We start from the raw sequence: 20,405 nt of genomic DNA on the forward strand, positions 1-20,405 counted from the left end.
ACTAGTCAATGACGGTTGGGCGCTGTTTCTCACAGGTGCAGGAACACCGAGCCATTTGAAGCGATACAACGGAATCCGCGCCAAAAAACTGACGAAGATCGAAGAACTGCGTTCCAACATCGCGGCAAGTTTGCAAGCCGATGAGGGCAGCAGGGAAGAGATTGAGGCGCTCCGCAACTCGATCTCGAATACCGCAGATGTCGCTGAGCGTATTAACAAGCTTCTTGAGGCTCTGGGTTTCCACCGGTTCCATCTGGCAATCACAGACGCAGTCGCGGGTGGCTACCGGATCATACGCGACGATGGCTCGCCGGCATACGATTCACTATCCGAAGGTGAGAAGTCCTTCCTCTGCTTCGCCTACTTTGTGGAGTCCTTGACCGGAAGCGCCGTGTCAGGTGGCACTGTCGAGCCCGTCATTGCGGTCATCGACGATCCAATCTCAAGCCTCGACAGCGACACTCTCTTCATCGTCGCAGGGGACTGCTGAAGGTTTAGTTGACAGCTGGGGTTGATAATTTCTTACGCGGCTGGTGCCGCGTTTTTTATTGTCTCAAACTCGATTGGTGTCAGTCGTCCGAGGGCGCGTTGACGGCGTTTTCGGTGGTAGCTGCGTTCGATCCAGGTCGTGATGGCGAGCCGGAGTTCGGCCCGGGTTTCCCATCGTTTGCGGTTCAGGACGTTCTTTTGCAGCAGGGAGAAGAACGATTCCATCGCTGCATTGTCACCGCATGCCCCTACCCGGCCCATCGATCCGCTCAGGCCATGGGTGTTCAGGGCCAGGACGAACTTTCTGGATCTGAATTGGGATCCGCGGTCCGAGTGGACCACCGTGCCCGCTGGTTTCCTGAGAGCCACGGCGTGGTCCAGTGCGGCGACGGCCAGGGATGCTTTCATCCGCCCGTCCATGGAGTACCCGACGATGCGGTTTGAGTGAAGGTCCTTGATCGCGCACAGGTACAGCTTTCCCTCCGCGGTGTGGTGCTCGGTGATGTCCGTGAGCCATTTCTGGTTCGGCGCGGTGGCGCTGAAGTCCCGTTCGATGAGGTCATCGTGGACCGGCGGGCCGGCCTTGAGTCCTGACCGGCGTCGGCGGTGGATCACCGAAAGGATGCCGTTCTGAGAGCACAGCCGCCAGATCCGCCGTTCACTGACCCCAGGCCCGGGACCGGCGTTGATCTCATCGGCGATGAACCGGTACCCGAAGGCGGGATCGTCGCGGTGGTGATCAATGGCGGCGTTGATCAGGTGCGCTTCTTCCCAGTCCCGGGACGGGACGGGGTTGGCGGCCCACTGGTAGTAGGCCTGTCTGGAGAACTTCAGTACCCGGCAGGACACCGCCACGGGAACCCTGATCGGGGCGTCCCTGGCAGCCAGCTCGCGGACCAGCGGGTACATCATTTTTTTGGGTTGATGTCCCGGGACAAATAGGCCACGGCGCGGCGCATGACTTCGGCTTCCTGTTCCAGGAGCCGGATGCGCTTATTGGCCTCCCGCAGCTTCGCAGCGTCATCGGACACCGCACCGGACGCTGCGCCGTCCTCCCTGTCGGCGATCTTCATCCAACGGTGCAGGGCAGCGGGTGAAATACCGAAGTCCTTGGCGATCTGGGTGATGGGCGCTTCGCCCTTGCGGACGACCGCCACGACATCGCGGCGGAACTCTTCGGGAAAGGCTCTGGGCATGATGAACATCCTTCCACCCGCAAGGATCAAATCCTCACAGGCAAAGTGTCAAGCAAACCTTCAGCAGTCCCGTGCGTTCTGCAGTATTGGGGCTCCAATAACTTTGACTGCAGTGGAAATTGGGCGCAGTAAATCCGCGGGATGGCTTACGAGACCAGTCATACGGTTGATTCTAGGTCTCAATCTGCTTTGCACGCGCCACACCTGCATCAGACCGTTTTCGTCATCGTTCAAAATCGACCGTTTTTGAAGCGGCCGCATCGTCTCGTAGACAGCATCGTCTTTTTTCGAACTCGACCTGCACGGAATGTTCGAAAAACGACAATACGTCATGAGACCCCGATCCGAATCCGAACGCGTGTCGGTAGGGATCCGTATCCTGAGGAAATGAGGACGTCAAACCCGCCGCGAGGACGCCGTCCGCTCGCCAATTGGCGAGGCAATCCATAGGAAGGCTTCCAGTATTTCTGGGGACCGAATCTAGACCTTCCGAGAAGAGAGGGACAGAGCTTGAAAGAGTCGCACGTCGCTGTGCTGTTAGGCGCTGGAGCATCCGCGGATGCTGGTCTCCCAATGACCGGCCAGCTGACCAAAGATCTGATTGACCTGATGGGACAGAGTCAGAATTACGAAAGCCGGAGGTTGGCGGAGACGTTGAATTTTGTCTGCAGCGCGATGATCGGGCACCGCGGCAATACAGGCGGCAATCCGTACAGTGCCCTTAACGTCGAGCGAATGTTCTCGGCGCTTCGACTACTCAAAACCCGGTCTGACCACGAGGCATCACCATTCGTGACGGCATGGTTGCCCAGCGTCGAAGCCTTTGATGACCACCCTGTTCCCTCCTCAGGTAGCTCCATGGTTGGAGAAATCGCACGGGCCCTATCAGGTACCGGATCCGGCGATGGCGTGGCCAAGGCAGTTGCTGAAATTTCACGTGCGGCGATGCAGCCTGGAAGCGGGGCTATCTACGAACGGCTGGAGCGCGAATTAAAGGCAGCGGTATGCATTCTGCTGGCCAGCCACGGCGACGTAAGCTACCTAAGACCTTTGGCAAGCCTCGCTGAAGCTCAGGGCGTGTTGGACGTTGCGACCTTGAACTATGACCTCACAGTCGAAGCAATGTGCCAACAGGTCGGGATCGAATTTGATACGGGTATTGTCGATTGGGAACCTGGAAAACCTTTGGGATTCGAACCCGGATCTGGCCCCAAACTGAACCTGGTCAAACTCCATGGGTCCATTGACTGGTCCTACCAGCCGCGAATTCCAGGTAACGGAGACGAGAACAGGTTCATCAGAACTTCGGTCGTAACCACGAGCGAACCGGCCGACAATCGAGTTCCGGCAATCGTTATCGGCGACCGTGAAAAGCTCACCGCTGACGGGCCTACTTTGGCTCTAATGCGTAGCTTTCAGGAATCGCTCGAGAAGGCGCATCGGCTTGTGATCGTCGGATACTCGTTCGGTGACGATCATATCAACGGCGTCATCAGGGATTGGATCAACGCGGACGGGTCGCGGACACTAACCGTTCTAGACCCGGCCTGGCCCAGGCAACCCAAAGGGTTTCAGAAGGACCTTGTCGACGGACTGCTAAGCACGTTTTTCCGTGGTCCGGTCGGTCCTCCCCGAATGAAGGTCATACGGAACACCGCCAAGGAGAAACTACTGGAGGCCCTGCAACAAGGGCCTACTTCCGATCCACTCAACAGGCTTGAGGCAAAGTTCCTCCGAGATAGTGACGGCACGCCCCTGATCCGGGTGAGCAACCTTGGCGAGGACGTCGAGGGGCTAATAATCAGAACGGAACGGATTCAACCCGAGGGTTGCGTGGACATCCTTCGAGGCTTCGCGCAGCCGAGGTCGGGAGCGGCCACGGCTCCGTGGCACAATTTGGGCGACCTGGCTGGAGATTCATACCTCGATGTAGAACCCCGATTTATCGAACAAAAAAGTGGCCGGACCGCTATATCGCTTCAGTACCTGACAAGTACTAGACAGGAAGTCACCCGACTGGAGGTCGATGTAATGGCGGATTAAGGGGCCCTCCGCCCTTCACCTTTCCCGCCTTGGTGAGCAAGCGATGGCCCAACGCTGATGTGCGAAATGCTGCTGAGCGCTCCGGGCTCCGGCACTTGGATTGGACCCGCACGCGCCGGCCTGGAAGTCATCGGTGCCCCGGGGATGTCCGCTCAGGGGTCCCCCGTCCACCGTCTGTAGCCGTGCAGACGACTTCGAAAATGGCACTCTCGGCAAGCTGTTTTGATCGGTTACACTTGCTCATAACTCGACTGCGAAAACAAAATGAGTCAAAACCGTGGCGCTACCGTTTTTGATGAGAGGTTAGGGGAGACATGGATGCGGTAGATGCGGTGAAGGTGGCGGGGGTTGTCATTGCAGCTCTGGGCGTGATGGCAACATCCTTTTGGAAGGTGTTTGAGAACGACCAGGAGATACGGGCTCACAGTTTTGCCATTCGGGCGTTTGCCCTAGCGAAGACTATTGGCGAGCAGTACGAGCAGGGGGATTTGTCGGGAAGAGTTGTACAGGAGGAGGAGGCTGCTGCTCTCCGCGTCCGCCTCCTGGACTCGGGTAACAAAGCTACCGAGCGATACCTCGATTTGTTGCAGTCACGCCTGAGGAAAGTTCCTTGGGGCAAGCGGAAGATCCATTGGGTCGACGCATTGATGTATGCCTCCATATTTGTCCTGTTGGGAGGTGCCGTATGGAACATCCCTAACGTCATCCACAATCTAGGAAGTACGTGGGAGGTTACCTTGTTGTTCCTGGGTTGGTCCTTCGTATTGCTCGGGGTGGGGATGGCAGGTGTCGTAATCAGTGTTGTGGTTCAACGGTGGGTCGGAAAACATAAAGATGCGCCAACCGAAGACTTGCTCGAGGAATTCGAACGCTCACGTTCGGGGGCGTCATGACGCCGGCTCTCCTGGGTTATGCCCGTGTGAGCACGACGGAGCAGTCGGTGGATTTGCAGCTGGACGCTTTGAACGCTGCCGGGTGCTTCCGGATCTGGACAGATTTTGCGTCGGGGGCGACGACTGATCGGCCGCAGTGGCAGGACTGCCTGGATCACCTGCAGCCCGGGAACATCCTGGTGGTCAACGATTTGTCCCGGCTCGGGCGCAACACTGCCGACCTTGCCGGCATCGTGAAGACTTTGGCAGACCGGCATGTCGGGCTCCGGTCGTTGACCGAGACGTGGCTGGACACGACCACGTCCCAGGGCGTGCTGATGTTCCACTTTTTCTCTGCCATTGCCGAGTACGAGCGGAACCGGTTGCGCGAACGGACCATGGCCGGGCTTGCCGCTGCCAAGGCGAGGGGAAGAGTGGGCGGGCGGCCGACCAAGATGACGCCGGACAAAGCAGCCACGGCGCATCGGATGCGCGGCGAAAAGCGGACGATCCGGGACATCGCCAAGACCATCGACGTCAGTGAGGCCACGGTGGTCCGTGAGCTCGCACGGCAGCGGAAGAGCCTCCAGGCCCCGCAGGAATAAGCGTGTGACTGTGAGTCCTCCGGGGCCTTCGCTAGCGTGGGGGCAAACGGAGGGGGAGCGGCGCACATGGCACCGAGGAAATCTAAGAACCACATTGAGGGTCAGCTGAGTCTGGAGTCGTTGTGGGCCGAACCGGAAGAGGTAATCAATGAACGAGCACGGCAAACACGCCATGGAAACCATGAAGAAGCACGATCCGCAGGCCTTCGCGCAGATAGTGGATCCGGAGAAGCACTTTTCGATGTTGGGGGAGGAAATTCAACAGGCGATCCGGGACCTGAGCGAGGAACTGACGCCGATCAGGGGTTCGGAGCCGCCGCTGGAGTACATCGGGCTGGTGAACATGGCCAAGCTGCGGGCACGGGAGATGGTGTACCAGGAGATGATCTACGCCGGCCTTCCCGCCGAGCCGGAGGACATGGAGCCGAGCTCGGCGCGCCAGGAGGACGAGCAGGACTAGCACCCGGACCGCAGCAACGAGAGATCCCTGGGCCGGCGACGGCCGGACGTTTCCGTCCTGCATCGCAGGCCGACCTTGCCCCTTCAGGCCAGAAAGCCCGGTTCGCGGCGAACCTGGAAGCAATCCGCATCGTCCGGGAACTGGAGGAACAGCAGCGCCCGGCCACCGGGGCCGAGCAGCGTTCCCTGGCGCAGTGGTCCAGCTGGGGAGCGGTACCCCAGTTGTTCGACAAGGATGACTGGGCGGCCGAGCGCACGCAGCTGGCCGGGGTCCTGAGCGAGCGTGAGTACGCGGCCGCGTCGCGGACGACGATCAACGCCTACTACACCGACGCCGCGCTGGTGAAGGAGATCTGGTCCGCCGTGGAGCGGCTCGGCTTCACCGGGGGAGAGGTGCTGGAACCGGGGTCGGGGGCCGGGACGTTCATCGGCTTCGCCCCGGAAGGCGCCCGGATGACCGGTGTGGAGCTGGATCCGCTGACGGCCTCCATTTCCCGGAAGCTCTATCCGCACGCGAGCATCCGCAGCGAATCCTTTGCAGACACCCCGATCACGTCCCATTCCTTTGACCTTGCCGTCGGCAACGTCCCGTTCAGTAAGAACGCGCTCTACGACAAGACCCACAACGCCGACTCCCGGCACTCCATGCACAACCACTTCATCCTCAAAAGCCTGGCCGCCGTGAAGCCCGGCGGTTACGTCGCCGTGCTGACCTCCAGCTTCACCCTGGACGCCGCCAATCCGGCCTCGAGACGGGAGATGAGCGCCATGGCGGACCTGGTGGGCGCCGTGCGCCTGCCCACCGGCGCCCACCGCCGCGCCGCCGGCACCGAAGCGCTCACCGACCTGCTGCTGCTGCGCAAACGCGAGCCGGGCCGGGAGCCTGCCAATACGGACTGGGAAACCGTGGGGCCCGTCATCATCGCCGGCCGCAACGTTAAGATCAACAACTACTTTGACCTTAACCCGCAGAACGTCCTGGGAAAGATTACCGTTGGAAACGGCATGTACGGGGAGGAAACGGTCTCCGTGAAAGCGGATGACCTTACCGCGGTCCCGCAGCTGCTCGCACGACGGCTCGATGTCATCGTGACGGACGCGCTCGGGGCCGGCCTGGGCCACGCCCCTGCCGAGCCGGCTCCGGGGAAGACCCCCGCGGCGCTACTGTCGGAGCCCGGACTGGAATGGGATGGCACCCTCACCGCCGGGCCTGACGGAACCTTCATGGTGGCACGGGCAGGGGAACAGGTCCCCTTCCCGGTCCCCAAAGCACACGCGGCCGAACTGCATGCTTTGTTGGGGCTGCGGGACGGGGCACGGTCCCTGTTGGAGATGGAGGCTTCCGACAGCGAAGACACCCCGGAACTGTCCGCCCAACGAACGGCCCTGGCTGAGAAGTACACGGCCTATGCCGCCAAGTACGGACCCTTGAACCGCTTCACTGAGACGGTCCGTACGGACAAGGAATCCGGCGAGGAGATCATCGCCCGCCGTGCAGCACCGGCCGTGCGGATCCTGCGCCAGACGGACCCCTTCGGTGCCCTGCCGCCGGCTCTGGAGAACTTCAACGAGGAAACCCAGACGGCGACACCGGCGGCACTGCTTCGGCACCGCCAGGTGGTGGCCCGCAAACCGCTGATGGGCGCGGACACCGTTGACGAAGCGTTGGCCATCGCCCTGGACACTTATGGCGCCCCGGAACTGGAGAAGATCGCGGAGCTGCTGGGCGTGACGGAGGAGGAGGCCCGCGACCGGCTGGGCACGCTCGTGTTCGATGACCCGGAAACGGGCAAGCTCGTCACGGCACCGGAATACCTGTCCGGGAACGTGCGGACCAAGCTCGACGCTGCCCGGGCCGCCGCGGCAGGGGAGGCACGCTGGAGCGTTAACGTCACCGCCCTGGAGGAAGTCCAGCCGCCGCGGGTCGGCATGGAAGACGTCGAGGCGCGCCTGGGCGCGGTCTGGATTTCCCCCGAGGAGCACCAGCAATTCGTGAAGGACATTCTGGCCGACCCTACCGCCAGCGTGAGCAGCGTCGGCGCCGGCATCTGGCGGGTCAAAGCCAACCGGGGAACGGTGCGTTCCACGAATGAGTGGGGGACAGCCCGAAGGCCTGCCCCGGACCTGCTGCAAAGCATCCTGGAACAAAAGAGCATCCAGGTTGAGGACAAGGACGAGGACGGCAAATCCGTCGCCAATCTCGAAGAAACCGAAGCAGCCCAGGAAAAGGCCGAAGCCCTGCAGGAGCGTTTCGCCGAGTGGGTCTGGGAAGACCCCGAACGTGCCGGCCGGCTCCTTGATGAGTACAACCGGCGCTTCAACTCCCTGGCCCTGCGCGATTACACGAAGGAAGGGCACCGGCTGAGCCTGCCGGGGTTGGCGAAGTCCTTCACCCCGCACCCGCACCAGCGCACCGCCGTCGCCCGGATCATCTCCGAACCGGCCGTGGGCCTCTTTCACGAGGTCGGGGTCGGGAAGACCGCCGAGATGGTGATGGGCGCGATGGAACTCAAACGCCTGGGCATGGCCTCCAAGCCCATGGTGGTCGTCCCGAACCACATGCTGGAGCAGTTCACCCGCGAATGGCTTGAACTGTACCCGCAGGCGCGTCTGCTCTCGGCAGGGTCCGATGACATCAAGACCAGGAGCGGGGATGTGGCCGCGCGCCGGCAGTTCGTCGCCCGCGCCGCGGCGAATGACTGGGATGGGATCATCATGACCCAGCAGGCCTTCAAGAGCATCGGTGTGAAGGCAGAGACCATTGAGGCCTATCAGGAAGCGCTCATCGCCGATGTCCGGCAGACCATCGTCAACGCCCAGGCCGAGGGCGAAGACCGGACCACGGTGAAGAAACTGGAGACCAAGCTCCAGGCCGAAGAAGAGCGCATGAAGCGCCTCATGGACACCGCCCCGGACCCGGGACTGACGTTCGAGGACACTGGTGTGGATTACCTGTTCGTGGACGAAGCCCACGATTATAAGAACCTGCGCACAGTCACCAACATCAAGGGCGCCGAAATCGCCGGCTCCATCCGGGCCACGGACATGCACTTGAAGCTCGAATACCTTCGCCGCGTCCATGGTGAGCGCGTCGTCACGATGGCGACCGGCACGCCGATCGCCAACTCCATCACCGAAGCCCACGTGATGCAGCGCTACCTGCGCCCGGACCTGCTCCACGCCGCGGGGGTGGAGAACTTCGATGTCTGGGGCGCGACGTTCGGGGAAACGGTCACCGCCATCGAGATGGACGCCGGAGGCCGGCTGAAGAACAAACCGCGCTTCGCGAAGTTCAAGAACGTCCCCGAAATGCTGCGGTCCTTCCATGTCTTCGCTGATGTGAAGCTTTCCGAGGACCTGAACCTGAAAACCCCGGACCTGGCCCGCCGGCCCGAGGACGGGGAGCGGCAACCGGAGCTGGTGCTGATTGCGCAGCCGCCGGAGCTTGCCGAGTACATGAAGGGCCTCGCGGACCGGCTGGACTCCCTGTCCGGATGGGCGGAGAAGGGCGCGGACAATGCCCTGAGCGTTTACAACGACGGCCGGAAAGCGGCCCTGGATCTGCGCATGGTCGGCATCGAACCCGAATCCGGGACCAAGCTGGATGCGGTTGTCGCCAAGACCCTGGCGGTCTGGGAAGAGAACCGGGAGAACGAGTATGACACCGGCTTCCGGTCCGGCATCCCCTCGGCGAACAAGGGGGCGCTGCAGATCATCTTCTGTGACCTGAGCACGCCGTCGAAGAACACCGGGCCCGACGGGAAGCCGGTCTGGACGGCCTACCAGCAGCTCAAGGACCAGCTGGTGGCCGGCGGGATCCAGGCGGAGCAGATCCGGTTCATCCAGGACTCGCCCAAGCCCGAGCAGAAAGCCCGGCTCTTTGCCCAATGCCGCTCCGGGGAGGTGGCCGTGCTGATCGGTTCCACGGCCATGATGGGGACCGGCACGAACGTCCAGCTCCGCGCCAAAGCGATCCACCACGTCACCTGCCCGTGGCGGCCGGCTGACCTGACCCAGCGCGACGGGCGCATCATCCGGCAGGGCAACGCCAACGCCGAGGTCCACAACTTCCAGTACGCCACGGTCGGCAGTTACGACAGCGCCGCGTGGGACGGGATCCAGCGCAAGGCGACCATGATCCAGCAGGTCCTTCGCGGGCGCCTGGATATCCGCGAGATCGAGGACGTCGGAGACCTGGCCCTGAACGCGGCGCAGATCAAAGCCGCGACCTCCGGGAACCCGCTGGTGATGGAGAAGATCGAGGCCGACGCCGCACGGACCAAACTCGAACGCCTCAAACGCGCCCACGAGAAGGGACAGAGCACCCTGGCCTGGACCAGGGGCGCCGCCGAAACCAGCATCACCAAAGCCGAAAGCAAGTTACCCGCCGTGCAGGCCGCGCTGCCGCGCATCATCCCGACGGCGGGGGAGGCCTTTGCTGCGAGCATCGATGGCAGGAACTACACGAAACGCGCGGAGGCCGTGGCCGCCATCTCGGAATGGGTCCGTGCGCACACGCCGGAATACGGCAACTACTACCGCCAGAACCAGGACTACGGGACCATGGTTTCCCTGGGCGGCCACGAGCTGCAGGTCCGCAACGCGGCCGAGGACTCGAGGCTCGGCTCCTACCAGGATCTCGCGATCACCCTCAAGGACGTGCCGGCGCCTGCGCTGGTCTTCACCCGCATGGAGCTGCTGGAAGGAAGCGCCGGCATCATCACCCGACTGGAGAACAAAGTGTCCGGGCTGCCCGACTACGAGGCCCAGTTGCGCCAGACCATTACCGAAAAGCAGGCGGTGCTGGCAGACGTCGAGAGCCAGGCCGGCAAGCCGTTCAAATACGAAGACAAACTCATCGCAGCGCGCGTGAGGTGCGCGGAGCTGGAGGGGAAACTCCAGGCATCCATCGACCCACCCAAACCACCACCATCGGCAGAGGTTTCAGTGACGGAGGTGGAGGTTGACCCGGCCCTGGCACGGCTGCGCAGACTGCAGGCCGCCAGCTTCCCTGCGGCTCCGAAAAACACGCACCCGCAACACACCCACCCCACGCCGCAAGGACGCACCGGAGCCGCCCCCGGCCACTCACGTGAGGGTGGTTTCGAGCGCTAATGGGTGAGTTGCCGGAAGCGCCGGCAAGCTCAGGGCAAGAACATGTGCACCACCTCCGCCACTGCCTCGATGGCACGGGCGCAGGCTTCGCCGTTGTCGTACCACTCGTGTCCCTTCATAAAGAGGGTGCATGCCGTGTAGAACCTGAGGGCGAAAGAGTCCTTCATAGGGCTGACGGCGAACCGCAGCCGGGAATATATGACGCAAGGATTGAATGTCTTCACGCTTTGCTCTATGCGCCCATTTCGCCGACGGGCCTTTCGCAAGAGACGCTGGAGTCGGGGCATCGGCGATCAAGCGCTGGAGGACGGAGGAAGGCACCCCGGACGGCATCAGTCCCGTAGGGGATTGCTCCTACTGTGGTCCTGTTTCGAGGACCGAAGGAGTGTGTCGGACGGGGACAAAGACCGAGGCCCGCACCTCGTCGGTGCGGGCCTCGGGTACCGGTCCATTGGGTAGTGAAACAGGAACTAGTTCCTGTTTGGGTGAGGTCGATGGTCGGAGGTTGTGCATGTCTGCCGGTCCCGTTGGTGCCGGGCCGGCCATTGGTGCCCTGGCGGTTGTGTGTAACCGGTCAGGTGGGTCCCGTCGACCACGGTAATGACGGGGTTGGTCTTGAACCGGTGTGACTCGTCGTCCATTTGGCGCGTTCGTCGGGGTGCTGTCCTGCACATGTCGTGTCCGCTGGTTCAAGTCCTTTCGGGTTGGCCTGGGCGGTCCTGATAAGTCAGGAGCTTGAGCATGATCCCCTTACCGTGTTGTCTGCCCGTCTGGGTCACGTGATTCTCAACTCGTCAGGGAAAGCCTGCCGGATATCGAAGAAGTGCGCGTCATCGCTGAGTACCGGCGATGGCTGGAAGAACAAGCGCGGCCGGCTACTGCATAGGAAGGCGACGCCGGAGGTCCTCGATGGCCCAGGAGAGGATAATGAGTTCGAGAGTATCCCACTCACTTAGGCCGTGCAGGTAGGCGTCGAACTCGAATTGATCAGCGTTTCCGCCGTTGGCCCAGTACTGCAGCCATAGGTCCCCAAGCCGGCTGGGGTCCTGCGCCGTCATGGTCCGGGCGACTAGTCTGGGATCTTTCATTGCGTGCTCATTAGTGGCGGCTCGCCGTGTTAGGGCGACGCCCAACTGCCCGAGACACCACCCACGATTCCAGCTATTGCAGTTGGTCACAACCCCGCCTGGGGACGATATAGGTTATCCCTCGCTGAAAAATGGGAGCTATTCCAGACCCGGCCTCGGTCCCTAGGGGACCAGCGGCGTCTGGGGGTAGTGGAGAGTCCTTGCCAGGAACCGGGATTCTCTCCCGCCGCTGGTCCCGTCTGACAGCCGGACACCAGTTCCGGCCGGTCCGCCCAAAACCATGTTCTTGTCACGAGTTAATCTCGTTCCGCTGCCCCGCGCACGAGTGGTGTGTACTTAACTTTTCGGCGCTCAAGGTGCCTTTGAGCTGTCCATGGCTGGGGTCAATTCGGGTTATCCACGGCTGAAATTTTGGGAGCCGTTCGGGTAGCTCCCTCGGCAGCGGTAGCTGTGGATAACCCATGAGGAATTGTCCCCGGTTGTGGGCAGCGGAAACAGAGCTGCCACGGACGAACGTCTCAGGTTTGAGAACTATAGGAGCGTCAGGTGAACGGGAAAAGCCCGGAGGAAGTAGCTTTTGCCGTGCCCCTGTGGACGACGGTTTGCTACTGCGAAGCGCCGGTCACGGAGGCCGGTTCCTGGGCGGCTTTCCGGGTGCGGGGGCGGCCGCCGGCTTTCTTTGTCGGGGCGTCCAGGCCGAAGCTGCGCAGGTCGGAGTCGGTCCAGTCGGCGCGAAGGGCGGCCTGGTAGTCCTTGGCGTACTTTTGTTCGGCGGCTGCCAGCAGCTGGGCTGCTTCGGCGAGTTCGACGCCGCTGGCGGCGGCGGTTTTCACTGCGTTGACTTTGACGTCGCGGGCGGCGTCGATTTTTGCGGCGGCTTTGGCGGCGATGTCGTTGATGTCCATGCACCGACTCTAACCGTTCCGCTACATTCAGGCCGGGGGGGGGGGTTCGGTGGGTCGCACCCCGGTTCAAAAAACGCTCAAACCCAGCCGTTCGGAGCAAGCTATACATTTACACGGGTGTAAATGGCGTGTCCTGCCCGGCTCCTGCGTCGCGGTTTGGCACACTTGCTTGTGGTCCCCGTTTGGGGTCGCTGCGCTGGGCCTTGGAAGTGGGGGATTGGGATGTCGGATGAGGGGAACGCTCACCGTTTCAATCTGGCGCGCCGACGCCGGGAGAACACTCCCGCCGGCACCAAGAAGCGCCGTGACCTGTGGGTCACTGTTGAAGAGGAAGCAGCGCTTGTCGCGAGGGCTGAGCGGGAGAAGGTCACCGTCCCGAACCTGCTGATCACGTCGGCATTGTCCGAGACCCAGGAGACGACAACGGAACGGCGTGCCGCCATCGCTGAACTGATGTCTCTGCACAATCTGCTGGCCCGTTCCTCGAACAACATCAACCAGCTCGCACGGCAGGCGAACGCCACGAGCGAGTTCCCCGCTGAGGCACGCGAAGCACTGAAGCATCTCCGGTCAGTTGCGATGCGCATTGACCGCACCATTGAGGGGCTGATGTAGGAATGATCCCGAACATCACCCGCGGTTCGCGCATGGGCGGGCTCATGGTTTACCTGGCCTCGACGGACGCCAACAAGACGAAGAACGTACACAGCGATCCGCACCTGGTAGCAGGCGATGCTGCGATCATGGCGTGGTACGACGACGGTGTTCTGGACCGTGACGATGCGCTGGCGATTGCCAAGCATCTGGACCAGCCGCGCAGGGCATATGACGTCTCGGTGCAGATCAAGGACATGCAGTGGGACGCGGCCAAGAAGGAGCGCGTGCACGTCGGTTACAAGGACGCCAGCGTGTGGCACTGCTCGTTGAGCCTGCGCGCAGAAGAGGGCGCGCTGACGGATCAGCAGTGGGGCGATATTGCCAACGACTTCGTGGATGCCATGGGCTTCACCGAAACCAGCGGAAAGGCCCGCTGCCGGTGGGTTGCGATCAACCACGGCACGTCCGAGAACGGCAACCACCACATCCACGTCGCCGTTTCCCTGGTCCGCGAAGACGGAACCAAGGCATCCACGCACGGCGACTACAAGAAGGCGCAGGAATCGTGCCGTGAGCTGGAGGTCAAGTACGGCCTCGAACAGCTCTCGACGGTGCACGCCACCCGTGGCTACGACCGGGCAGAGAAAGCCACGGCCGTCCGGGACGAACGCGAAATGCACCGCTCCTCCTTGGCACGGAAAGTCCGCGCCAGCGCCAGCGCCTCTGCAACAGAAGGTGAGTTCGTCCGCCGGGCCCGCGACACCGGCCTCTTGGTGCGACCGCGCTACGCGAAGAACACCACCGACGTCATCGTCGGCTACTCCGTCGCCGAACGCCCCGCCCGGGGTGAACGTCCGATCTGGTTCGGAGGCGGGACCCTGGCCTCCGATCTGAAGCTCGGTGCTCTCCGGGATGAATGGCCCGACACCCCGCACCTGGCCACGGAAGCGGCCGCGGAATGGAACGCAGCTGCCCGCAACAGGCGCACGGTGTCCAGGACCGGCCCTGAGAACGCAACACCACCGGGCGAAGTATGGGTGGAATACACCCGCAACGCGACCGCCCTGGCTGACCAGCTGCGGACCATTCCGCGGGATGATCACGCGACCTGGGCGAAAGCAGCGAGGGAAGTATCAGGGGCGTTCGCGGCATGGTCGTACCGTCTGGAACCGACGCCTGGTCCGCTGGCGGCCACCGCCGCTGAACTGTCCCGCACCGCTCAGCTGCGCGCACCCCGCCAGCACGGCAAGCCTGTCGCTCTCCCATCGATCGCGGGTACTGCGATGTTGTTCATGGCCGCGTCGAGCAAGAACAAGACGGCCGCGCAAACGGCCCTCATGGTGCAGCTGATCAACACCGCCTTCGCCGTGTATGAAATGCACGCCCAGTCCGGGCGGACCCGGGAGGCCCAGCGCATCCGGTCCGTGGTCGAGGAGCAGCTGGCCCCGTTCACCGCGACCATGCCCAAGCCCGTTCTGGTGGGTGCGGAACAGCAGCCGTCCCGGGACGCGGCAGTGGCGCCCCGGGCGATCGATATCGCCCGCCGAGGAATGACACCCATCCGCCCCGGGTCAGCGGTGCCGACGACGCCCACGCCGGCGACACCGGCGAAAACCTCCCAGACCGTCCGACGCGACTCCGGCCCGGCCTTCGACCGATAACCACCACCACTAACACCAACTGCAAGGGGGACAGCATGAGTGAATCAGATGGAATGGATGACGTCCTGGACGGCGGTCTGCGGCAGTCGCTGATGATCGCCTCACGCATTGCCGAGACACTGGCACGCCGACGCCAGGAATCCCAGCGGCAACAGGAACACCAGGACACCCAGGCAGCGCACGAAGCCCGGGCACGCCTCGCCGCCGAACGCAGTGCAGCCCGCGCGGCGCTGGCACCCGTAGAAAAAGAGCAATGGTGGGACAAGGCACAGCCGGGCGATATCGCCACCGCGCACGCCGTAGCCGAGGGTTGGAAGGACCACGACCCGACAGCCCTGGCAGCGTCGGAAAAAATCCGCGCCGAGGTTCTGGCTCGGTATGGCATCGACACAAATGACGTCGGCTCTGAAGCCGCGTATCTGGAGTCAGGGATCGAGACCATCGCGACCTGGAAGGCGCGGTTGGATGCGATGGCCCGCAGTCAGGAGGCCCAGCGCAAGGCGGCCGCCGACCAGGAGAAGGCCATGGGCCTTCTCGTGGCTGCCCGGGCGGAAGAACTCCGCGCCCAGGCCGGGAAGCTGGCACCGGAAATGGAACGCCACCAGGTTCCCGTCGAGTACCTCGCCAACCCCGAACTGGCACAGGCATTGCAGCGGGCTCACAACGCTAAAACCCCCAAGGCAACTGCGGCGGCCGACGCTGAAATCAGGGAGCGCCTGTTTCTCATCGGCAACGACGGCGTCAATGGCCCCGACCTTGACCAACTGCGGAAAGAGACCACGACGAACGTCAACGGTGCCGGCGACTCCCATTTCAAGGACCCCGAGTTCGTGAAAGCAGCCAAGGACATGCACGAAGCAAAGCTTCTGGCCGAAGGCGGATTCCAAGGCTCCCCATGGATGACCGTGGAACAGCGGTACGAACGTGCCGAGAAAGAGCTCTTTGCCCGCATGGAAGGCGGCGGGCGAGAGATCGAAAACCGCGTCACCGGCAACGACAGCAGCCGGCTCAAAGACCAGGGCCTGAAAGCGGAGAGCACGTCGGCCGCGGGCTACGGCTCGGCCGAACACCACGAAAAGTTTGCCGAGACCCTGACAAATACCGGCGCCAGCGAAACTCAGATTCGGGGCCGCCTCGCCGCGGCCCGCAGTGAGGGCACACACCCCAGCGCCGCGGTGACCATGGGCAAGGGCGCAGCCAAAGCCCGGAAGTCCCGCACCGGGGCAGCAGTAGGGGCTGAACGAGGTAAGAACGGCCTCAGCCGGTAGGCACAGCGCAACCGTGTAACGGGGGGCTGCCATCAGGCAGCTCCTGTGGGGGAGTTGCACTATCTAGCTGGCGGCGTATTGCTCTGGCACTGGGTAACGGGGGGAATGTACCGGCCTGGTGCGCTGAATAGTCCCGCCCGAGGTCCTCTGGTCCGTTGACATGGGAACAACGGTGCATTGGTGTACGTTGCTGTTTCGTCAGAAAGAACACCGCAAAAACGTCAGAAATGAGAAGCACCCAAAGTGGCAACCGATTACGACGAAGTCCGTTCCGACGTCAAGGAATCACAGGACCGCTCCCTGGAGGCCCTGCAGTCTGCGAATGCCCCCGATGCCCGCAGCGTTGTCACTGAACTGGACGAAGCGGATGCCCTCGATGAGGGGCTGACACCCGGGGGAGAGATCGTCGCCGAGGAGCTCATCGTTCAGGTCATTCCCCAGGCCGCGGACGAGTTCACCTGCTATTCCTGTTTCCTTGTCCGGCACCGGTCCCAACTCGCACGCGAAAGCAACGGCCACTCGTACTGCAGCGAATGCGAAGGGTAGGGCATCCATTTCCTTAAGGCGCAGTAGCCGGCGGTCCATCGCGGATTTTTTGCCCTGATGCTGGGAGTTGGTTGGTGCCGGTCAGTCTGCCTGGGCAGCCGTCGCTGCCGGGGCCGCGGCCTCAGGGGCGAGGATGCTCAGCCTGTAGTCGGACTGGGACGGATCGAGGCGGGCCGGCAGATGGTGGGACCTCGAACAGCCCGGAGTTCTTCCCACGCGTCGGGTTCGATCCGGGCCCGGGTCATATCAAGCTCCAGGGTCATGCCTTGGGTGAGCGAGTTGGCGCGCTTCATCACTGCGTACAAGCCGTGGACGCTTTTGGATGTCACGTGACCCTGCGCGGCAATCTGGGCCTTTGCGCAGTCAAGGTCCACCCCGACCAGCACCCGAAGCTTGTCTGTCACGAAAATTTTCTCCGCTCCATGTCGGGGGCCACGACGCTGTGGCACCCGGACAACCATAGACCAAATGTGATCCATGCAACACCGGCAGGGTCGGCGTATCCCATCGGGAGTGGGGTGCGAAAAGCAGCTTCGATCCGCGTTGAACGACGAACGAGTTCTGTCGGGACTCCGGGGACGCAGTGAAGTCACGCCGCGCAGCATCGGGTGAGCTTCGGGCCCGTCCCCGGACTACTTTATTGCAAAATACACGCTTTATTAGAGACCAATAAAGTGAAATAAATCTTGTAAGCTTCGTGACATGGACCCAGTGAACAACCCCTACACCCCGAACGCGGGTGCGACGCCGGAGATTGTCATCGGCCGTGACGATCTCCTTGAGGACTTCCGGATCCTCCTGCGCAGGCTCGACAAGGGCCGCACCAATCAATCCATGATCGTCACCGGCCTTCGCGGCGTGGGCAAAACCGTGTTGCTGGGGGAGTTCCGTCAGATAGCAGAAGAGTTCAAATGGAAGGTGCTGGAGCTCGAGGCCAGCAAACACGATGACGACCACTTCCGCAGGACTATCTACTCTCAGCTGCGGGCCGCGCTCTACCAGATTTCACCACGGGCCAAGTGGGGAGACAAAGCACGGAAGGCTGCCCAGGTCCTGCAGTCCTTCAGCCTCTCCATCGATCCTTCCTCGGGTATCCCGACCCTGTCACTCGATGTCGACGCCGCCGAAGGATTTGCCGATCACGGCAGTCTTACCCTGGACCTGACGGACGTCCTGGTTTCGATAGGCGAAGCCGCCAGGGAACACGGGACCGGCCTGGTGCTGCTGTTCGACGAGGTCCAGTTCCTGAGCCAAACACAACTCGAAGCCGTCATCCAGGCGATCCACAAATCGGTGCAGAGAAAACTCCCGGTGACCTTTGTCGGTGCGGGGCTGCCCCAGATCGCCGAGCTTGCCGGGGACGCAAAATCCTACGCCGAGCGGCTCTTCAAGTTCCCGAAACTCGGATCCCTGGATTTTGAAGATGCCAAGAAAGCACTGGCCGAGCCGGCGCACATCGAACATGTGCACTTCGAGGACGATGCACTTGTCCGCGCGTTCGACCTCACGGAAGGCTATCCATACTTCGTGCAGGAACTCGGCTACCAGGTGTGGGCAGTCGCGGACGGCGTCTCCATCACCTTGGAAGATGTTGAGGATGCAAAGGACGCCTACGAGGCAAAACTTGATTCCTCGTTCTTCCGCGTCCGGCTCGACAGGGCCACCCAGCTGCAGATTGCCTACATGCGCGCCATGGCACAGCTGGGCCCCGACTCCCAAAAGGCCGCCGACGTCGCCGCCGTCATGGGACGCGAGTCCACCCAGCTGGCCCCGACACGATCCGAACTCATCAACATGGGCCTGCTCTATACGCCCGCTCACGGCTACGCGGGCTTCACGGTGCCACACTTTGACCGGTTCATGCTGCGAGCCGTCCCGCACCTGGACGTCCCCCCGGTACAAAAGAGGCGCACGAAACCCAAGAAATAAACTGCCCGTTCAGGCCCGGTCGAATACTGGCGCGACGTGATTCATCGAGCGGAAACAACAAGTCCCGCGGGAAACGAAACCCGCCGGGATTCACAAGATCCATCATGCTTCACCCCAACTGTGCATCCGCCAGAGGGAAAACCCTCGTCAGATTGGCATCTAAGAGTGGCGCCGAGGGCGTCCAGGAAACGGGTTTCGGACCCTTGTCAACTGCAACTTGAAACTGACCACTGGCTGCAGGTTGCTTTGACCATTCGCTGCAATGGGCTGACCGGTGGCGGCAAGTATTTTTGACCATGGTCAGGCGCCTGGATGCGCTGGGTGGTCGACGCCTGACCGGTCTTGCGGGTTAGGTCATGGGGCGGGTTCCTTTTGGCTCGAACGCGACCTCCCAAGGGACGAGGTCCTGACACTTGTGGACCGGGCCGCCGAAGTCGGATTCGGCCAACTTCGCGTGTTCCTGATGTGGCCCTGGATCCAGAGTCAGTCGCCGGACCATTGGGACTTTGAGCTCTTTGACAACGTCTTTGATGCCGCAGCCGGGCACGGGATCAAAATCAAGGCAACTCTTACAGCGAATTCAGGCCCGTGGTGGCTCGGTACGGGGTCGGCCCTTCACTCCCAGACGTTGACGCTGGACCCGGCTTTCCGCGGTGCGATGGAGGACTACATCTCGGCGTGCGTCGAGCGTTACTCCAGGCATCCTGCTCTCGGCCAATGGATCATTTGGAACGAGCCATGAATCCTCCGGACAATCCTTGGGGGATGCCTTCGCTACGGATGAGCACCGCGCTCTTTGGCCTGGGGTTCTCAGAGAACAGTACGGTGATGACATTGCCGTCCTCAACAAGCGGTGGCGGAGCGGCTACCCCACTTTCGAGGAAGTGCCGCTGCCACATGATGTGCCGCACCCGGCGCACAGGAACATCCCATGGCGCTCCTTCGGTCCACTTTTGGACGTTTCGTGGGCCTGAGCTTGGGGGAGAGGCCCCCCCATGGCGCATCTTTCCCCTGTGGAGTTCGGCTAACGCGGCTTGTAGACGTCGGAGCGATGTTCGATGCGGTGGACGTACAGGATGTGTTCTTCGATGTCCAGGGTGAACAGCACCCTGTAGTCGCCGCGCCGTGCGGTGCGGAGTCCGAGGAGTCCGTTCGTGAGGGGCTTGCTCAGCCGGTGGGGGTTCCTGGCCAGTGCGCCCGTCACGAATTCGACGATCGCTGCCGCGGCCTTCTCAGGCAGTCGCCGGAAGCCCCTCAGCGCCGGGCTGGTGACCTCAACGTTCCATGGCGATGGCCCGGTGGATTCCGCGCCGGTCACCGCGGCGGCAGCCCGAACTCACGGCGGAGGTCTGCGCCACTGGTCGTCTTACCGTCGACAATGTCGCGCCTCGCCTGGTCGAGGTCTTCGCGGATGCCGGGCTGTGAGAGCCAGTGGATGGTTTCCTGCAGGGATTCCAGGTCATCGGCGGACATCAGCACCGCTGACGGGTGCCCGTGCCGGGTGATCTGGATGATCTCGTGCGTCGTGTCTGCTTCCTCCACGAGGGCGGACAGCTTGTCCTTGGCTTCGCTGAGCGGTACCGTTCTCATACTGGAATTATAGCCTGATATCAGGCCACCAACTAGCCCGAC

General features: G+C 62.4%; 18 protein-coding genes. 11 read left to right on the top strand and 7 right to left on the bottom strand.

The features are described 5' to 3' along the window. Positions 1-490: AAA family ATPase (locus KNN17_RS20960; RefSeq protein ID WP_241710780.1), on the top strand; the 490-nt coding region annotated here is incomplete at its 5' end. A gap of 32 nt (positions 491-522) precedes the next feature. Here KNN17_RS20960 and KNN17_RS20965 read toward each other — a convergent pair. Next, positions 523-1,685, bottom strand: a protein-coding gene (locus KNN17_RS20965) for an IS3 family transposase (protein ID WP_241710781.1) whose coding sequence is annotated in 2 segments (ribosomal slippage) — positions 523-1,404 and positions 1,407-1,685 — 1,161 coding nt in all. Because the reading frame shifts where the segments join, the coding sequence is not laid out codon by codon here. A gap of 573 nt (positions 1,686-2,258) precedes the next feature. On the opposite strand from KNN17_RS20965, the gene KNN17_RS20970 reads away from it, so the two are divergent. The 5 genes from KNN17_RS20970 to KNN17_RS20990 all read left to right on the top strand — a co-directional run bounded on the left by KNN17_RS20970 (position 2,259) and on the right by KNN17_RS20990 (position 10,779). Continuing rightward, entirely contained in the window at positions 2,259-3,728 is a 1,470-nt protein-coding gene (locus KNN17_RS20970) for an SIR2 family protein (RefSeq protein ID WP_241710782.1), read from the top strand. Positions 3,729-4,042: 314 nt separating this feature from the next. Beyond that, entirely contained in the window at positions 4,043-4,621 is a 579-nt protein-coding gene (locus KNN17_RS20975) for a hypothetical protein (protein ID WP_241710783.1), read from the top strand. Continuing rightward, complete coding sequence (locus KNN17_RS20980; protein ID WP_241710784.1) at positions 4,618-5,205, top strand: recombinase family protein; 588 nt, start codon at positions 4,618-4,620, stop codon at positions 5,203-5,205. Before KNN17_RS20975 ends, KNN17_RS20980 begins: the two co-directional genes overlap by 4 nt. A gap of 148 nt (positions 5,206-5,353) precedes the next feature. After that, entirely contained in the window at positions 5,354-5,665 is a 312-nt protein-coding gene (locus tag KNN17_RS20985) for a hypothetical protein (RefSeq protein WP_241710785.1), read from the top strand. A gap of 221 nt (positions 5,666-5,886) precedes the next feature. Further along, positions 5,887-10,779 carry a helicase-related protein gene (locus tag KNN17_RS20990; protein ID WP_241710786.1) on the top strand — a complete coding sequence of 1,631 codons (4,893 nt, stop codon included), beginning with the start codon at positions 5,887-5,889 and terminating at the stop codon, positions 10,777-10,779. Positions 10,780-10,808: 29 nt separating this feature from the next. Here the strand turns inward: KNN17_RS20990 and KNN17_RS20995 are convergent, their stop codons facing one another. From KNN17_RS20995 to KNN17_RS21005, 3 genes are all read right to left on the bottom strand, one after another. After that, a complete protein-coding gene (locus KNN17_RS20995) occupies positions 10,809-11,003 on the bottom strand; it encodes a hypothetical protein (RefSeq protein ID WP_241710787.1) in 195 nt (64 codons plus the stop codon). Between the two features lie 651 nt (positions 11,004-11,654). Then, positions 11,655-11,867: a hypothetical protein gene (locus KNN17_RS21000; protein WP_241710788.1), complete on the bottom strand. Its 213-nt coding sequence runs from the start codon at positions 11,865-11,867 to the stop codon at positions 11,655-11,657. Positions 11,868-12,472: 605 nt separating this feature from the next. Next, the gene (locus tag KNN17_RS21005) at positions 12,473-12,772 is read right to left on the bottom strand and encodes a hypothetical protein (RefSeq protein ID WP_241710789.1); all 300 of its coding nucleotides are present in this window, start codon (positions 12,770-12,772) and stop codon (positions 12,473-12,475) included. A gap of 222 nt (positions 12,773-12,994) precedes the next feature. Between KNN17_RS21005 and mobC the strand changes: the two genes are divergently transcribed. The 4 genes from mobC (at position 12,995) to KNN17_RS21025 (ending at position 16,844) form a co-directional block, all read left to right on the top strand. Further along, positions 12,995-13,387 carry a plasmid mobilization relaxosome protein MobC gene (gene mobC, locus KNN17_RS21010; RefSeq protein WP_241710790.1) on the top strand — a complete coding sequence of 131 codons (393 nt, stop codon included), beginning with the start codon at positions 12,995-12,997 and terminating at the stop codon, positions 13,385-13,387. 2 nt (positions 13,388-13,389) lie between these two features. Further along, the gene (locus tag KNN17_RS21015) at positions 13,390-15,030 is read left to right on the top strand and encodes a relaxase/mobilization nuclease domain-containing protein (RefSeq protein ID WP_241710791.1); all 1,641 of its coding nucleotides are present in this window, start codon (positions 13,390-13,392) and stop codon (positions 15,028-15,030) included. A gap of 35 nt (positions 15,031-15,065) precedes the next feature. Beyond that, positions 15,066-16,298, top strand: a complete 1,233-nt coding sequence (locus KNN17_RS21020) for a hypothetical protein (protein WP_241710792.1) — start codon at positions 15,066-15,068, stop codon at positions 16,296-16,298. A 243-nt stretch (positions 16,299-16,541) separates the two neighbouring features. Then, a complete protein-coding gene (locus KNN17_RS21025; protein WP_241710793.1) occupies positions 16,542-16,844 on the top strand; it encodes a DUF4193 domain-containing protein in 303 nt (100 codons plus the stop codon). A 137-nt stretch (positions 16,845-16,981) separates the two neighbouring features. Here the strand turns inward: KNN17_RS21025 and KNN17_RS21030 are convergent, their stop codons facing one another. Beyond that, positions 16,982-17,248 (bottom strand): hypothetical protein, encoded by a 267-nt coding sequence (locus KNN17_RS21030; protein WP_242599059.1) that lies wholly within the window; start codon positions 17,246-17,248, stop codon positions 16,982-16,984. 298 nt (positions 17,249-17,546) lie between these two features. Here KNN17_RS21030 and KNN17_RS21035 point away from each other — a divergent pair, with 298 nt between their 5' ends. Then, a complete protein-coding gene (locus KNN17_RS21035) occupies positions 17,547-18,773 on the top strand; it encodes an ATP-binding protein (RefSeq protein WP_241710794.1) in 1,227 nt (408 codons plus the stop codon). Between the two features lie 1,024 nt (positions 18,774-19,797). Here KNN17_RS21035 and KNN17_RS21040 read toward each other — a convergent pair. Together KNN17_RS21040 and KNN17_RS21045 are read right to left on the bottom strand one after the other, a co-directional pair. Further along, on the bottom strand, positions 19,798-20,091 hold the full coding sequence (locus KNN17_RS21040; protein ID WP_264638080.1) for a type II toxin-antitoxin system RelE family toxin: 294 nt from the start codon (positions 20,089-20,091) through the stop codon (positions 19,798-19,800). After that, complete coding sequence (locus KNN17_RS21045) at positions 20,088-20,363, bottom strand: type II toxin-antitoxin system Phd/YefM family antitoxin (protein WP_241710795.1); 276 nt, start codon at positions 20,361-20,363, stop codon at positions 20,088-20,090. The genes KNN17_RS21040 and KNN17_RS21045 overlap by 4 nt, the downstream gene beginning before the upstream one ends. Between the last annotated feature and the right edge of the window lie 42 nt (positions 20,364-20,405).

Source organism: Arthrobacter bambusae, assembly GCF_022606295.1.
GTDB classification, from domain to species: domain Bacteria; phylum Actinomycetota; class Actinomycetes; order Actinomycetales; family Micrococcaceae; genus Arthrobacter; species Arthrobacter bambusae_A.